The following is a 16,841-nucleotide window of genomic DNA, read 5'->3' on the forward strand; positions in this document are numbered from 1 at the left end:
GACACATCCCATTGTGGGATTTGACAAAAGCAGATGGAAAGAGCGTTTCTATGGCTGATAAAAGTATATTTCCTTTTAATCTGGCCATTATAGAGTGGGTTGTGCGAACACAAAGGCGCGAAATGTCTCATTTAGAGACTAAATGTGTCATTTAGCGCCTTTACTCTAGTTTCGGAAGCATAGCATAGCTACAATTCTGAATGCTCCTCCTAAAGTCATCACTTACTTTAACAGTCTAGATAGTTTTTTGTTATAAAATTCACAGTGAAATAACCGTATTCCGCAAAGTTTTGGAAAATTTTAACTTTGTGCTTTGTGTAAATATTAATTGCATTAATTTCGATTTATTTCGCTCAAATTTACCAAAAGGAAAAAAATTGTGTCTCAACCACGTAATCGGTGGATAATTCAGGTTGTCTTACTTCTGGCAGTTGCGGCGTTTATTGGTGTTTCTATTATACCCATCATTGGAGCTTTCAATGATTCTCAACCCTTAGCACAAAATACTAGCAGCAACTCTACTGATTCTAGTTTATCTGAGCAAAAGTCAAAGTTAGCAGATGAAATTCGCGGTTTGGAGCTAGTTTTGCAACGAGAACCTGAAAATCAAGCTGCACTTAAAGGTCTTTTACAAGCAAGGTTACAATTACTCAGTCAAAAAGGCAGGGGTGAAGTGAAAAATGCTGATATCCAAGCGGTAATTGAACCTTTGGAAAAGTTGGCTAAATTGAATCCCCAACAATCAGAGTATTCTGTGCTACTAGCACAAGCAAAGCAGCAAATGGGCGATAATGAAGGAGCAGCCCAAACTTATCGCTCTATTTTAGCAATCAACCCCGGTGATATCAAGGCTTTACAGGGAATGGTAAATTTACAAGTCAGTCAGAAACGCCCAGAAGCGGCTATTGGTTTATTGCAAGAAACTTTATCTGCTGCTACCCAAGCCAATACCATTCAGCCTGGAAGTGTTGATGTTGTTGCTGTACAGATACTTTTAGGCAGTGTTTACGCTTTACAGAAAAATGATACTCAAGCTATCTCTTTATACGAGCAAGCAATTAAAAAAGATCCACAAGATTTTCGTCCTGTTTTAGCAAAGGCGATGCTTTTGAGAGAACAGGGTAAAACTGATGAAGCACAGTCTTTGTTTGATAGTGCTACAGCTTTAGCTCCTGCTCAGTATAAAGATGAAATCAAAAAAGCAGCAGCAATACCTAGTCCCACTCCCACAACTTCACCGGAAAGTACACCGAGTCCATGAGGATGGTGACTGGGGACTCTCACAGGGGTAGGTTTTTAATATTATCTGTTAAGGCAAGACCTGGAAGACAAGGAGGGAAAGTAGACAAGGAAGATTTTATACAAAAAATGGTCTGTTGAGCGTCGGTTTTTGTGACCAATTGTACATTATTTGCACGGGTTTCCTCCCTTGTCCACTGTTCTTCCTTGTCCCCCAAGTCTTGCCCTCACGACAATGTAAAATACCTACCCCTGTGAGCTGCACCCTGCACCCCTGCCTATTTACTGTCACCTGTCACCTCAACTTCCTTCTACGGCGGCGACGATACCGAAGATAATAAATAAAACGCCGCCTAAGAAGGTTATTTGCTTTTCGGAAATTTTACCTGCAATTAATTTACCACCAATGACGGCGATCGCTGCACAAATTGAATGTCCCAATATTGCTCCTGCTGTGACACCTATGGCGTTGTTACTCGCTGCTAAGGCTATGGTGGCTATCTGTGTGCGATCGCCCCATTCGGCTATAAATGTTAATACAAAGGATTTCAGTAATATTGACCAGGGGCTTTTTTGCTGGCTGTCTAACTCTGCCTTTTCTACCGCTTCTTTGGCTTCGTCTATCACTTCTTCATCGGCTTTATTCGGCATTTTCCAGCCATCATAGAGCAGTTTTAACCCGAAAGCTATAAATAATACTATTTCTGCATAGTGTACATATATTTTTGAACCTTGTGTTAAAACTGACAGTATTTGCCCAAATATCACTGATAATACTGTCATGGCTGCTAAGGCTGCTGTCACCCCTGCAAACACTATTTTTCTGGAGTGCTGCATGGAGAGAATGACGGCGATAAAAAAGGTTTTATCACCTAGTTCGGATATTGTAATTAATAATAAACCTGCGGTGAAGGCTGTTAACATTCTTTTTTGCTCCTGTAGGATTTTTTACCTGTGTGGAGCTTCTAATGAGAGTTTTTACGACCTCACTGAAGCTCACACACTTATTTTGTGTGAACTCAGTGAAGGTCTCGCTTTCAAATACTTTGTTATTCGCCATCTGAACCAGGCTCATCGCCAGTATGTTGATCCAGATGTACTGGCTTTTGCGCCAGCAGCTACTCCCCTTCGATTTGATGAATATTATACGTTGGTTGTCGTTGGGTGTCAAGGGTTTTGGAGGATGTGCGTAAAACTCACCCTGATGCTGAAGCAGTTGGTAATTTTACCGTTTTTAACATCAAAGGTAATAATTACCGTCTCATTGTAGCAATAGATTATGAAGATCAAACAGTGTACTACAAATACTTACTAACTCACGCCGAATATAGTAAAAATAAGTGGAAAAATGACCCTTACTTTTGACACTGATGCTTATGTTCAATTACTAGCAGAAATCGTTCCTAAAGTAATTGATACAGAAGAGGAATATGAACGGTTTTTAAAAGTTGCTGAATTTCTAACTTTTAAGAAAAATCGTAGTCCAGAAGAACGAGCTTTACACAAATTGCTTGTGAAACTAATTGAAGATTATGAGGAAGAAAATTATCCAATGGATAAATCTACACCTCATGAAATATTACAACACATCATGGAATCTAGTGGACTTCGTCAAGCTGACTTAGTGCGTATTCTTGGTTTTAGTAGTGGTGTGGTTTCGGAAATGGTTAATGGTAAACGTTCCATTAGTAAAGCACAAGCTAAAGCTTTGGGAGAATATTTTAAGGTTTCTCCCAGTTTGTTTATTTGAACTTCGGTTTTTTCAATTATCTGAATTTAGGATTTCCAATATTTAAGGATTTAAATATTGTTACTATCCAGAATAAAAACTGGAGTAATGTTTCCATAAACCTAATAAAGAAAAACCTGTTGACACATTCCCAAACCCACCATCAACAATATTAAACCCATACATAACAAGAAGATCATCATAGATATTTGTGAGATCAAACTATCTGATGCTAACTTAGCTTTTAATACTTTCTGATTTCCATCCATAATGACTTCCCCCAAAGCAAATATTTTATCTCCAGTAAGCAGTTTTTTTTCCTCTATTGTTAGTTGACGACGTAAACCTATCAAATTTACTTTTTTAAAAGTATATTCTTCTAAAAAATCATAACTTCGCTGATCTCTAAATTTAGAGAATGTATTTTGATGATCTCTAAAAGTATGTTTTTGGGAGATTTGTAACACTGATTTAACCGGGATATTTTCAATTATATTAAATGGGGTATTTAGAACAATATTTACACTTATACTATCAACTTCATCTGTAATTGTTATGTTTTCATTAGAAGATGAATATAGTAATATATTTTTATTTTTACCATTAGTGCTATAAACACAAACTTCCCACGCTGCACATTTTTTTTGAGTGACTGGACTATATAATTTTGGATGATCATCTACGTAACCACTGATAAATACTTTTTCTCCAGGATTGATACTTCCTATTCTCTTCTGTTTAGAGTTTACAAATAATTTCAAATCCTCTAATGATAAAGTCAGTAAACAAATACCTATCAAGACAAAGAATAATCCCCCTATCAAAAACATGATTTTTTCAGATATATCCATACCATTAATTCCTGACAATTATGATTCATCTATAAATTCCTTTATCCTCTTCCAAACTTGTTCTAATAAATCAGAATCTGCAACATTAAAATATTCCAAATTAGAAGTTTGTCTAAACCATGTACGCTGACGTTTGGCAAATTGTCGAGTATGCAAAGCTATTAAATCTGTAGCTTCCTCTAAATTAATTTCCCCTGCTAAATATTGTTTGATTTCTTGATAACCTAAAGTATTCAATAATGGCAAATCAAACCCATACTTTTGACATAAATCTTTAACTTCTGCCACTAAACCATCTGCTATCATTTGTTCTGTACGTTTGCGAATCCTGACATCTAAAATTTCTGGTTCACAATCTAAATAAATTTGTAAAATTGGATAGTCTGGGGGGTTTTCTCCCTGTTGTTCAGACATGGGACAACCCGTGACATAATATACTTCTAATGCTCTTAATGTCCGCACTAAATCGTTAGCATGAATTTTTTGGGCTGCTATAGGATCAACTTGTTGTAAAATCGGGTAAAGTTGATGTTGACCTAATGATTCTAGTTGCGATCGCAATTCTGGTTGTGATGATACTCTGGGAATTTTCATCCCCTGCACAATAGCACGTATATATAAACCAGTTCCACCAACCAACAATAATGGAGAAACTCCCAAATTAGCAATTAACTCTTGTGTTTGTTCCTGATAATCTGCTACTGTCATTGTTTCAGTCGGTTCACAGATATCAATCAAATAATGGGGGATTAATTTCTGTTCTTCCCGCGTAGGTTTAGCAGTTCCAATGTCAAACTCGCGGTATACTTGACGGGAATCAGCACTGAGAATGACAGAACCTAATCTTTCTGCTAAACTCAACGCTAATCCAGATTTTCCCGTCGCAGTCGCACCACAAATCACAATTAATTTAGTCATATAAAAGGGAATAGGGAATAGGGAATAGGGAACGAAGATTTTTTAATTTTTAATTTTTAATTTTTAATTTTGACTTGATTCCATACCCTGTACAAACTTCTCATTAAATCATGCTATAGTCGCCATTAAGGCTTTTGTGTTATAATTTTGGGGTGATTTGACTTTTTTAGCCTTTTGGCGAATTAAACCCCTTTTTATCAGGAGAATTTTCATGACGAGCAGTTACAGTGCCGATCAGATTCAAGTTCTGGAAGGTCTGGAAGCCGTCCGCAAACGACCAGGGATGTATATTGGTTCCACTGGACCGCGAGGACTCCACCATCTAGTTTATGAGGTAGTTGATAACTCTATTGATGAAGCTTTAGCGGGTTACTGTACTCATGTTGAGGTGGATCTCAATGCTGATGGTTCTTGTACGGTGACAGATGATGGTCGGGGTATTCCTACCGATATTCACCCCAAAACAGGTAAGTCGGCTTTGGAAACTGTTTTAACTGTACTACACGCTGGGGGTAAATTTGGCGGTGGTGGTTACAAGGTTTCGGGAGGTTTACACGGTGTCGGTGTCTCTGTTGTTAATGCTCTCTCGGAAGTTGTAGATATTACGGTTTGGCGGGATAAAAAGGTACATAACCAACGTTATGAACGGGGTATCCCGATGACTGAACTGGAGGCAAAACCATACAAGGACTCAAGAACGGGAACTTCTGTGAGGTTTAAACCAGATGCTCAAATTTTTACTACTGGTACTGAGTTTGATTACATTACGTTAGCGGGTCGTTTGCGCGAGTTAGCTTATCTCAATGCAGGTGTAAAAATTACTTTTACGGATCATCGTTTAGAAGTTCTCAAAAGCGATACTCCCAAGGTAGAAACATATCAATATAATGGCGGTATAAAAGAATATGTCGCCTACATGAACCGGGAAAAACAACCTTTACACGAAGAAATTATTTATGTACAAGGGGAACGAAATAATGTACAGGTGGAAGTCTCTCTGCAATGGTGTACAGATGCTTATACTGATAATGTCTTAGGTTTTGCTAATAATATCCGTACTATTGACGGCGGTACTCATTTAGAAGGTTTAAAAACGGTTCTCACTAGAACTTTAAATGCGATCGCTCGCAAGCGGAATAAAATTAAAGAAAATGAATCTAATCTTAGTGGTGAACACGTCCGCGAAGGTTTAACTGCTGTTATTTCTGTGAAAGTCCCTGATCCTGAGTTTGAAGGACAAACTAAAACTAAACTCGGTAATACGGAAGTTCGCGGTATTGTTGACTCTTTGGTGGGGGAAGTTCTCACGGAGTACCTAGAATTTCATCCCACTGTTGCTGATTCTATCCTGGATAAAGCTATTCAAGCTTTTAAAGCCGCAGAAGCAGCACGGCACGCAAGAGAGTTAGTTAGAAGAAAATCTGTATTAGAATCATCTCCTTTACCCGGTAAATTAGCGGATTGTAGCTCTCGTGACCCCGCTGAATCGGAGATATTTCTCGTGGAAGGCGATTCAGCGGGCGGTTGTTGGCATTGCGACACAGTAATTTTACTTACGGATGGACGTAATATTACGTTCAAAGAATTGATTGCAGAGCAGGAAGAGGGAAAAGAGCATTACTGTTACACAGTCAGGGATAGCGGCAATATTGGGGTAGAAAAAATCATCAATGTCCGCATGACTAAGGCTAATGCTGAAGTAGTTAAAGTAACATTAGATAATGGAGAAGTTTTAATCTGTACTCCTGACCATCGGTTTATGTTACGTGATGGTACTTACAAAGCAGCAGCTTTACTTACTCCTGAAGATTCCTTAATGCCTTTGTATCGCAAAATATCTCAAAAAAATGAACGCGGTCAAGGTCTTAACGGGTATGAAATGGTTTGGAATCCTTTAAATGATAAATGGATTTACACTCACCTGTTAGCAGATTTTTACAATCTTGAACATGGGGTTTATCCTTATTCTGATGGTAGTCATCGTCATCATGTTGATTTCAATAAACGCAATAATGACCCCACTAATATTAAACGGATGACTCCTGATGCACATTTAGAACTGCATCGTCAACATATCGAAAAAACTCTCCATCGTCCTGATGTGATTGAAAAGAGTCGTCAAGTTCATCAAAGTCCTGAGTTTCGCGCTTTTATGAGCGAAAGAATGCGTGACGAAAAAACTCGTCAAATTCTTTCCGCACAAGCTAAGGCTCAATGGGAAGATGAAGCTTATAAGGAATTTATGACGGCTAAATGGCGGGAGTTTTATGAAACTAATGAAGACTACCGCCGGGAAAATAATGAGTTGTTAAATCAAGCACAACAAGAATATTGGGGAAATGAAGCTAATAGATTGGCGCAATCTCAACGAGTGAAGGAATATTTTGCTAATAATCCTCAAGCGCGTCAAGTATTATCAGAGTTAGCTAAAAAACAATGGGAGGACGAAGAATTACGGGCTTGGCGCAGTCAGAAAACTAAGGAACAATGGACCTATGAGTTTCGGGAAAAACGCAAAAGAGCTTTACAAGAAACATATTTTGATAAGACTATTGCCGTTTTGAAGCAATTAGAACTGCAAACTGGTGATATAGATGTAGACAGTTATGAAACTTATCGCAGATTTAAGAAAGATAAATCTTTACTACGCTGGGATACGTTTTGTGAACGTTATTATCAAGGTCGGCCATCTGTAGCTAAAGAAGCAATAAGAAACTATAATCACCGTGTGGTGAGTGTGGAAAAACTAGAAGAACGCTATGATGTCTATGATCTGGAAGTTCCCAATACTCATAACTTTGCTTTAGGGGCGGGAATTTTTGTGCATAATAGCGCCAAACAAGGACGCGATCGCCGAACTCAAGCTATCCTGCCCCTACGTGGTAAAATTCTCAACATTGAAAAAACCGACGACGCAAAAATCTACAAAAACAACGAAGTTCAATCTTTAATCACAGCATTGGGTTTAGGCGTAAAAGGTGAAGAATTTGATGCCTCACAATTACGCTATCATCGTGTAGTAATTATGACTGATGCTGACGTAGATGGGGCGCACATTCGGACTTTGTTGTTAACGTTTTTCTATCGTTATCAAAGGGCGTTAATTGAACAAGGGTTCATCTATATTGCTTGTCCACCACTGTATAAAGTAGAAAGAGGCAAAAATCACCAGTATTGTTACAGCGATCGGGAATTACAACAATATATTGCCACTTTACCTGCCAATGCTAACTATACCATTCAGCGTTTTAAAGGTTTAGGGGAAATGATGCCGGAACAACTGTGGACAACCACAATGAACCCAGAAACCCGGACGCTGAAACAAGTGGAAATAGAAGACGCAGCGGAAGCAGATCGGATATTTACCATTTTAATGGGCGATCGCGTTGCACCCAGACGGGAGTTTATTGAAACCTATGGTTCTAAACTAAACCTCACCGATCTAGATATCTAATTTGCTATCTTGAATCTAGTTATAGAACTCGCCCTACATCCATTGGATGTAGGGGTAAGATTAATTACTAATAGCTGTGTTAAAATACTAATATTTAACAGCAACTAAATCAAAATTTTGGAAATATTGTTTGCTTTCATAATGAAGCAAGTTTTGGACAATAAATGTAGTATACTTATAAAATACTTATAAAACAAGTAAAAATACCCTGCTTGGCAAATGAAAATAGCAGTCATTTCAAATATTAAGGTACTAATATATACCTTTAGCCAGGAAAACTACTAACAAAATATTTGCCAATATTGTCATATACCGCTATCAATCTGTAAAATGTCTCTCATCAACACTGGTGGAATTGGGCAACATTCTGATTTGATGAAAAACCTGTCTACTTCTAGATGAAACCTGTTAGCGTATCGAAGACAGCGAAAGCTCCTAAGTCAGCATAGCGTCGCCACTTACTGATTACTTATAGCTGAAAGCTGGCGATTTGTATTATGTATCCGATGCACTTTTTTCATAAGTAGGTAAATTTTTTAGCATATCCAATGACAAATTATTTCTCGACTGATTAAAATATCTTTGTATACAATAGGAACAGTTTGTCAAGCTGCATAGGGTTGAAATTTTCACATTGCGCTAATGTGTTAATAAGGCCGAAAAGAGATAACTCTAAATTCACCTGTCAATCGGCTGATTCTCCCAAAACCTTAACTCCTTAGTTCAGGTTATGAACATAGCATATACAAGGCTTGGTGTCTGGAAACAAGCACCACCACCGTTACACTATTGCCCTATATACCCAGCGGTTAGCCTAGTTTTGCTATCTTAAATAAGTAATTTATGAAGGAATGGTAAACATGGGGGTGCATCAATAACTGCTAACTTGAGTGAACCTCCTGCTGTTGCCAGGAAACTCAGGAAACTATTGTTTTACTTGGGGTTGAAAATCTACCCACAGCAAGTGCGCCTACCTTTTAATCTAATGAGAATGCCACTGCAAATTCAAAAAGTTTCCAACAAGATTTAATGGTGTGACTACCGTTTTTAATGTCTTTTTGATAAAAGTGGCTTCATCTTGGTAAATGAGTTCGTGATTAACACACAAAAAGATTACAATTTCTGTGAAACAGGCTACAATCAGAACAGTCTTAACAGGTAAATCTGCCCGCAGTCATATCCATTATGTCTGAGTGGTTAATTTCTTGATTAAGGTGCATCTGGTTTTAGACCAGTGAATCAGAAGTTGTGTATAACGGCAACAGCGATTAGTTTGACTTTTTTCAGAGCAACTCACATAAAAGTGATTTTTTGCCATTAAAGTAAACAACTGCGCCTCCATTGAGAGGACATGGGAAATATCATAGGCAAATTAGCCAAAAGCCTATATTTCGGTGAAAAAAAGCTCGATCACAAGAGCAGTAACCACATTTTGAGTAATTGATTCTGCAAGGAGCATGAGGAACGCGGCATGAACCAGGCTAACAACGTACTCGATATTGATTATCGGCCTGACCTAGAAATAAATCCGCCTGATATCGAAGAAGAACTCTTATTAATCGAGGATGAAGAGGACTTACTGCTAGTTGATGACGGCGATATTGATGATTTTTTAGAGCCTCAGACTGATGAGGACGACGCAAAGTCTGGAAAAGCCGCTAAATCGCGTCGTCGGACACAAAGCAAGAAAAAACACTTTACCGAAGACTCGATTCGCCTTTACCTGCAAGAAATCGGTCGGATTCGTTTATTACGCGCAGACGAAGAAATTGAACTGGCACGGAAAATTGCGGATTTACTGGAATTAGAAAGAGTACGGGATCATCTGTACGAACAGTTAGAAAGAGAACCCGAATTTAAGGAATGGGCAGAAGCGGTAAAACTGCCATTACCAACTTTCCGTTATCGTCTGCACGTTGGCCGTCGGGCGAAAGATAAAATGGTGCAATCGAACCTGCGGCTGGTGGTTTCCATTGCCAAAAAATATATGAATCGTGGCTTATCCTTCCAAGACTTAATTCAAGAAGGTAGCCTGGGTTTGATTCGGGCAGCAGAAAAATTTGACCATGAGAAAGGTTATAAGTTTTCTACCTACGCTACATGGTGGATTAGACAAGCAATTACAAGAGCGATCGCTGATCAATCTCGTACTATCCGTCTACCAGTTCACCTCTACGAAACTATATCACGGATCAAGAAAACTACCAAGCTATTATCTCAAGAAATGGGTCGCAAACCTACGGAAGAAGAAATTGCGACTCGCATGGAAATGACCATTGAGAAACTGCGGTTTATTGCTAAGTCAGCCCAGTTGCCAATTTCTTTAGAAACACCCATTGGTAAAGAAGAAGATTCCCGGTTAGGCGATTTTATTGAATCTGATGGCGAAACACCAGAAGATCAAGTTTCTAAGAACTTACTCCGTGAAGACCTAGAAAAAGTCCTCGATAGTCTCAGTCCTCGTGAAAGAGATGTGTTGAGATTACGCTACGGCTTAGATGATGGTCGCATGAAAACCTTGGAAGAAATCGGACAGATTTTCAACGTTACCCGTGAACGCATCCGCCAAATAGAGGCTAAAGCACTCCGCAAGTTACGTCACCCCAATCGTAACAGCGTCCTCAAGGAATATATTCGTTAAGGTGACTGGGGACTGGGCATTGGGTTATTCATTTTCCCCTGCCTCCTGCCTCCTGCCTTCTGCCTCCTGCCTCCTGACTCCTAAAAACTGAAAAACCTGGTGGTTAATTACAACCACCAGGTTTTTTAGGTTACAAAAAATTTTGCATTTCAAAATTTACAGAATACCCCAGAAGTGCAGGAAGCCTTGGCCAGAGAATAACTCAATTAACGTGGCTGCTAAAAAGCCAATCATTGCCAAGCGACCATTCCAAATTTCAGCTTGGGGAGTAAAGCCCCAACGCCAAGCATTGCGATCTTCAGGTACAGAAGTAATAGTTTTTGTTGCATTAGTCATGGTTCGCACTCCAAACTATGTTTACTAAGCTTTATTGCCTTATGTAAACTAATATAACAATTTTTTTCAGAAATGCAATATTGATTTATGTTTGTGTAGAGATTTGTGAACATAATTTAACAAATCTTATAAATTGATTAGCCAACAGGTGACAAGAATGTTGTCACCCTGAACTTCCAAGCTCAACTTCTAAATTTACGATCGCACCTCAAAAACGTTGATAATTACCTCATCTCTGTTGACTTGTAAAACACTTTCACCCTTAGCATCTCTGTCTAAGATAGGCACAGAGTCTACAGGTATTCTCACCACCCGCTCCTTATTAGTCACTAATGCCACATCTGTACCAGGGATAGCACGTACCATTCCCGCCAAATGATCAGTTTTGTTATGAAATTTGAGGATTTGTATACCTAAATCACCGCGATTAGCTGCTCTTAAATTACTGGCGGGTATTCGCTTGGCGTATCCTTCTTGAGTAACCAGCAATAACTGATCATCTTTACCAACATTCGCACAGCCGACCATTTGCTGATTTTTTACCAAACGGAAAGCTTGTAAACCCATTGCTGCACGTCCCATAATTGGCAATTGTTCATCATTAACAGCAAATCGCAACAAGCGGCCGCCAGAACTAGCTAAAATCAGATGTTGACCTGTGGTGGTGAACTCAGTAAAAGACAATTCATCATCATCTTTGAGTTTTAAAATCGTAATTCCGCGCCGACTAAGATTAGCAAATTCCTCCAAAGCCAGACGCTTAATGCGCCCTTGTTTTGTCAGCAGTACAATTTGATTAATTTCAGGATCTTCTGGCAGCACAAAGCGGCTAACAATACCTTCTACATTGGCTTGAGCCGTACTGGTAAGCATGGTAATTAAAGGTGTTCCCCGTGGAGAACGTCCAGTTGTGGCGGGAATATCTCCCACCTTCACAGGGTAAACTTTGCCCCCAGTATTGAGGATGAGCAAATCTTGATTGGTATCAGTTACCTCTGTTTGAATAATGAAGTCATTTTCATGCAAACTGTTTTCAGTTTTTGGCTTCTTCCCATTAGGAGAAAGACGACGTACATAACCGCGCTGGGTAAATTCTAAAATAGCTGCTTCTGGGGGGTGTTCCGATTTTAGATTTTGGATTTTGGATTTTGGATCGTCTGTTTCTAATTTTCCATGTTCTTGTTTAACTGGGATATCGCTGATGGCGGAAATTTTAGTGCGTCTTTTATCGACATATTTGCGTTTTAGAGTTCGCAAATCCTTTTTTAAAGACTTCAGTAATTCCCGTCGGTCTTCCAGTAATCTCCGCAATGAGGTAATTTGCTCGTTGAGGTCATTAAATTCCTGCTGTAAGTTTTGTTGTTCTAAACTGGTGAGACGGCGTAATGGCATGGCTAAAATGGCATCCGCTTGTACTTCACTTAAATCTAACTGACTACAAAGAGTCATTTTGGCTGTACTACCATCGGCAGCGTGCCGTAAAATAGCGATTACTTCATCTAAGTTAGATAAAGCTGTTAATAAACCAGTGACGATATTTAAACGATTTTCAGCTTTACCTAACTCATAACTGTAGCGACGATTAAGAGTATGTTCTCGGAAATTGAGAAACTCCTGTAACATTTGCCGCAAGCTTAACTGACGGGGTTGTCCATCCACCAAAGCTAAAAGAATCGCCCCAAAAGTAGTTTGTAGGGCTGTTTGGTGATACAGATGCTGAAGAACATCCTGGGGGTTGGTATCGCGTTTGAGTTCAATAACTACTCGCATTCCCTCACGATCGCTCTCATCTCGCAAATCAGAAATGCCGTGTAAACGACCTTGATTGACCAAATCAGCGACTTTTTCAATCCAGCCGGCTTTATTCACTTGATACGGTAATTCTGTAACTATAATTGCCGTCCGGCGCTTACTTCCCCTAGTTGGCATAACTTCTTCTAGGGTAGCTACACCCCGGAGAACGATCCCACCTTTACCTGTAGTGTATGCTTCTCGAATGCCTGAGTTACCAACAATTTCCCCACCTGTAGGAAAATCGGGACCAGGAATTAACTCAAATAACTTCTCATCTTTTAAATCTGGATTATCAATTAAAGCTATTAAACCATCGACTATTTCCCCTAAATTATGGGGTGGAATATTTGTAGCCATCCCCACAGCAATACCAGCACAGCCATTAAGCAAGAGAAATGGTAACTGAGCAGGTAATACTGTGGGTTCTTGTTGGGAATTATCGAAATTTCCGATAAATTCTACAGTTTCTTCGCCAATTTCCGCCAGCATTCCCTCGTGACTTACTGGTGCAAGGCGCGTCTCTGTATAACGCATCGCCGCTGGTGGGTCATTATCCACACTGCCAAAGTTACCATGTCCGGCTAATAAGGGGTAACGGCTAGAAAAATCCTGTACTAACCTGACTAGGGCATCGTAAACAGCTTGATCTCCGTGGGGATGGTACTTACCTAATACGTCACCAACTACGCGAGCGCATTTGCGATAAGGTCTATCTGGTGTTAAACCGAGTTCGTGCATGGCGTACAAAATCCGCCGATGCACAGGCTTTAAGCCATCACGCACGTCCGGTAATGCCCGCCCGACTATCACACTCATGGCATATTCTAGATAAGACCGTTGCATCTCGGTGTGCAGGGGTGTTGGAATTACCTGTCCCGTGGAGAGAAGGTTTAACTGTTGTGCCATGAGTTTTTTCCCTGAATTCTAACTATACAAAAATCGCTGTAACTTACCACTGTAACAACCACAGCATCACCAATGAAATAGCATTCCTCACACAATCTTGATTCTCAGAGGATAAAAAACCGTAGTATTATCCTTGATGTTGGGGATACACATTGATTATTAAACGGGTGGCACATATTATTTGCTACATAAGTCTTATACCAAATTGGTAGCGGTTATACTGTTTCAAATTATGGAAACAACTTAACCATCAACACTTCCCCATCGAAAATCCCAAAGCAGAAATCCAATATTGCTTGTCATCCTCCCATATCCACCCTAATTTAAATTCTCATGAAAACAGTTTTAATTGTCGAAGATGATTTGATTAATGCTCGTGTTTTTTCCAAGATTTTGACCAAACGTGGTGGCTTGGGGGTAAAACACACGGAAGATGTGGAAGAAGTAATGAAAATTGCCCAAGCTGGGGAAGCTGATTTGATTTTAATGGATGTTTCTCTGTCACGTAGTATTTATCAAGGCAAGTCTGTTGATGGTATCAAAATTACACAAATGTTAAAATCTGACCCAACAACCGCAAATTTACCTGTAATTTTGGTGACTGCACACGCTATGGAAGGCGATCGCGAGAACTTTCTTGAACAAAGTGGTGCTGATGGCTACATCTCAAAACCAGTTGTTGACCATGAGCAATTTGTTGAGCAAATCATGGCACTTCTACCCAAAGAGGAGTCTTGAGTATTGATCACTGATATTAACAGGGTTCATCCATAACTTTCACCCATAAATATGGGGAAATATTTTGTATTTTGGGCTAATTCTCTATTTTGGACTACTTCTCTGTCTCTTTAGAATATATGTACTATAAATGAGGCAATTTAGGCAAGTATTCTTGATCCTCTCTCCGCTAACCCCAGGGGTGTAGCGGGAGATTTTTGGGACTTTTTGGGGAAAAGGTCTCTACCGTGGAGTTGCTGGATCGGGTATGATTACATCTTCCTGTGGATATAGGGCTGATTGCATTTGGGGTAAATCCAAGAATTTTTTAGCATCTAGTAACAGGCGTGTACCCCAAAGGTTTTGTTTAAGAAAATCTAATTCTGCATAGCGTAGGTCTAGGCGGAGTGCTTCTTGCCCTATTGCTAAACCTTGTTGGCTATCGCCTTGAGTATACAGTGCTACTGCTAGTGCTAATAAAGGTTCTGCTGCTTTTTTGTCAATAGCAATTGCCTCTTGCCATTTCTTTATTGCGCCTTCAACATCCCCTTGTTCGTATTTAATTAAGCCAATGTTGTTAACTGCTGGCCAGAATTTTTTATCTTGGGATACAGATTCATTAAGTTTGGCGATCGCTTCTGGTAAACGACCTAACATATAATAAGCATTTCCCAGATCAAACAAGCCTTCTGGATCATTGGGTTTTAACTTCAACCCAGCTTGATAATAGTTGGCTGAAGCTGGATAATTTTCTTTCTGAAAATTAGCTGAACCTATAGCAAAAAGAACATCCGCATTTTTGGGATTGAGAGTTTGTGCTTTTTTCAAAGCGGCGATCGCTGCATCAAACTCTTTTGTCTGCAAATGTAATCCACCTAACAGGAACCATACTTTATCATTTTTAGGAGCCAATTGAGTCGCCAGCCTGGCTCTGGGTAAAGCCATATCAATTTGCTGAAATTGAGCTAATTGAGCAGCTTCTTGAGCCAAGCTCAAACCCTGCTTCTCTAACTTAGCTGTATCAATCTCTACTGTATGAGGTATTAGTGCCTGTGCGTGAACTGCTTGGGGCAGATTCCATAAACCACAGACAATTAGAAAAGAAATAAAATTAAGGTGTTTTGGCACACTACCGCCTCTTAGCCACAAATCAATTCATCTTTACCGTTAGCTTAGACGATTTCCACCGTAGACGACAGGTAAATTTTACAGAAGACTGGTGATTGGTGATTGGTGATTGGTGATTGGTGATTGGTGATTGGTGATTGGTGATTGGTGATTGGTGATTGGTGATTGGTGATTGGTGATTGGTGATTGGTGATTGGTGATTGGTGATTGGTGATTGGTGAAGAAAATTTTAGATTTTAGATTGGAGATAATCCAAACAATCCAAAATCCAAAATCCAAAATCCAAAATTTAATCGCCCAATGCCCTGTTGACATATATTTTGAAATCAGGTATTTTAATAAGTAATTACATACTTATTTATGGGACGGATAGCAAAAATCACCAATCAGCAAATTTTAGATGCAGCCCGTGAAATCTTTCTGGAGCAAGGTTTTGGGGCTTCTACTTTAGAAATTGCTCAAAAGGCAGGGATTTCAGAAGCGTCTATTTTCAAACGTTTCTCTACCAAAGAAGAACTTTTTTTGGCATCAATGGGGATACCTGAGAAATCACCTTGGGGAAAAAAACTTGATGCTGTGGTAGGAAAAGGAAATCTGAAACAAAATCTGAGCGATTTGAGTCTAGAGATTTTAGAATTCAATCGTCAAGTGATGCCACGATTGATGATGTTGCGATCGCGTGGTAATTTATTGCCAGAAATGTTCAATCGAGCAGATTCTAGACCTAGCCGAGATTTGAAAACATTTACCAAATTTTTAGAGAAGGAAATAGAAAATGGCAGAATCCGCCCCTGTGATCCCCAAACTATTGCTATGATATTGTTAGGTTCACTGATGAACTTTGTGTTTTTAGAGCAGATGCACCCCAAAGGAGATGTACCCGCAGATGAGCAAAAGTTTGTCCAGAACTTAGTTGAGATTATTTGGCAAGGAATTTCACCCATTGAAAATTAATCACTTCACGCCCAAGATATTTTCCCAAGATATTTTCCCAAGATATTTTTTTGGGCAATTAATAAGTGATTACTTGCATTTTATTGGTCAAGTCAGTTGACTGACGAAAAGTTCATAGGTTTTATTTGCTGGTTTTATTCACAGGTTAGGTCAAGTCACCCGATCAGGTGATGG

At 39.3% G+C, this 16,841-nt stretch carries 12 protein-coding genes and 1 pseudogene; 7 read left to right on the top strand and 6 right to left on the bottom strand.

Features of this window, described 5'->3' with window-relative positions; translation table 11 throughout:
- Positions 1–379: 379 nt before the first annotated feature.
- Positions 380–1,261: a tetratricopeptide repeat protein gene (locus K2F26_RS13660; protein ID WP_220608267.1), complete on the top strand. Its 882-nt coding sequence runs from the start codon at positions 380–382 to the stop codon at positions 1,259–1,261.
- 278 nt (positions 1,262–1,539) lie between these two features.
- Here the strand turns inward: K2F26_RS13660 and K2F26_RS13665 are convergent, their stop codons facing one another.
- Positions 1,540–2,163, bottom strand: coding sequence for a TMEM165/GDT1 family protein (locus tag K2F26_RS13665; RefSeq protein WP_220608268.1), 624 nt, complete (start codon positions 2,161–2,163; stop codon positions 1,540–1,542).
- A 252-nt stretch (positions 2,164–2,415) separates the two neighbouring features.
- Between K2F26_RS13665 and K2F26_RS13670 the strand changes: the two are divergent.
- Both K2F26_RS13670 and K2F26_RS13675 read left to right on the top strand, forming a co-directional pair.
- Positions 2,416–2,604, top strand: a pseudogene (locus K2F26_RS13670) (type II toxin-antitoxin system HigB family toxin); the annotation flags it as partial.
- The gene (locus K2F26_RS13675) at positions 2,588–2,989 is read left to right on the top strand and encodes a helix-turn-helix domain-containing protein (protein WP_220608269.1); all 402 of its coding nucleotides are present in this window, start codon (positions 2,588–2,590) and stop codon (positions 2,987–2,989) included. The pseudogene K2F26_RS13670 and the gene K2F26_RS13675, both read left to right, overlap by 17 nt.
- Positions 2,990–3,090: 101 nt before the next feature.
- Here the strand turns inward: K2F26_RS13675 and K2F26_RS13680 are convergent, their stop codons facing one another.
- Positions 3,091–3,819 carry a hypothetical protein gene (locus tag K2F26_RS13680; protein WP_220608270.1) on the bottom strand — a complete coding sequence of 243 codons (729 nt, stop codon included), beginning with the start codon at positions 3,817–3,819 and terminating at the stop codon, positions 3,091–3,093.
- 18 nt (positions 3,820–3,837) lie between these two features.
- Complete coding sequence (miaA, locus tag K2F26_RS13685) at positions 3,838–4,737, bottom strand: tRNA (adenosine(37)-N6)-dimethylallyltransferase MiaA (protein WP_220608271.1); 900 nt, start codon at positions 4,735–4,737, stop codon at positions 3,838–3,840.
- Between the two features lie 211 nt (positions 4,738–4,948).
- On the opposite strand from miaA, the gene gyrB reads away from it, so the two are divergent.
- Together gyrB and rpoD are read left to right on the top strand one after the other, a co-directional pair.
- Positions 4,949–8,191, top strand: a complete 3,243-nt coding sequence (gyrB, locus tag K2F26_RS13690) for a DNA topoisomerase (ATP-hydrolyzing) subunit B (RefSeq protein ID WP_220608272.1) — start codon at positions 4,949–4,951, stop codon at positions 8,189–8,191.
- A gap of 1,471 nt (positions 8,192–9,662) precedes the next feature.
- Entirely contained in the window at positions 9,663–10,832 is a 1,170-nt protein-coding gene (gene rpoD, locus K2F26_RS13695; RefSeq protein WP_220608273.1) for an RNA polymerase sigma factor RpoD, read from the top strand.
- A 156-nt stretch (positions 10,833–10,988) separates the two neighbouring features.
- Here rpoD and K2F26_RS13700 read toward each other — a convergent pair whose 3' ends face one another.
- Both K2F26_RS13700 and gyrA read right to left on the bottom strand, forming a co-directional pair.
- Positions 10,989–11,168: a CAB/ELIP/HLIP family chlorophyll-binding protein gene (locus tag K2F26_RS13700; RefSeq protein ID WP_096569061.1), complete on the bottom strand. Its 180-nt coding sequence runs from the start codon at positions 11,166–11,168 to the stop codon at positions 10,989–10,991.
- Between the two features lie 195 nt (positions 11,169–11,363).
- Positions 11,364–13,868, bottom strand: a complete 2,505-nt coding sequence (gene gyrA, locus K2F26_RS13705; RefSeq protein ID WP_220608274.1) for a DNA gyrase subunit A — start codon at positions 13,866–13,868, stop codon at positions 11,364–11,366.
- Between the two features lie 333 nt (positions 13,869–14,201).
- Here gyrA and K2F26_RS13710 point away from each other — a divergent pair, with 333 nt between their 5' ends.
- Positions 14,202–14,606: a response regulator gene (locus tag K2F26_RS13710; protein ID WP_220608275.1), complete on the top strand. Its 405-nt coding sequence runs from the start codon at positions 14,202–14,204 to the stop codon at positions 14,604–14,606.
- A gap of 222 nt (positions 14,607–14,828) precedes the next feature.
- On the opposite strand, the gene K2F26_RS13715 is transcribed toward K2F26_RS13710, so the two are convergent.
- Positions 14,829–15,713: a tetratricopeptide repeat protein gene (locus K2F26_RS13715; protein ID WP_220608276.1), complete on the bottom strand. Its 885-nt coding sequence runs from the start codon at positions 15,711–15,713 to the stop codon at positions 14,829–14,831.
- Positions 15,714–16,073: 360 nt separating this feature from the next.
- Between K2F26_RS13715 and K2F26_RS13720 the strand changes: the two genes are divergently transcribed.
- Positions 16,074–16,667 (top strand): TetR/AcrR family transcriptional regulator, encoded by a 594-nt coding sequence (locus K2F26_RS13720; RefSeq protein WP_194053276.1) that lies wholly within the window; start codon positions 16,074–16,076, stop codon positions 16,665–16,667.
- The last annotated feature ends 174 nt before the right edge of the window (positions 16,668–16,841 follow it).

The organism is Sphaerospermopsis torques-reginae ITEP-024 (assembly GCF_019598945.1).
Classification (GTDB): Bacteria; Cyanobacteriota; Cyanobacteriia; order Cyanobacteriales; family Nostocaceae; genus Sphaerospermopsis.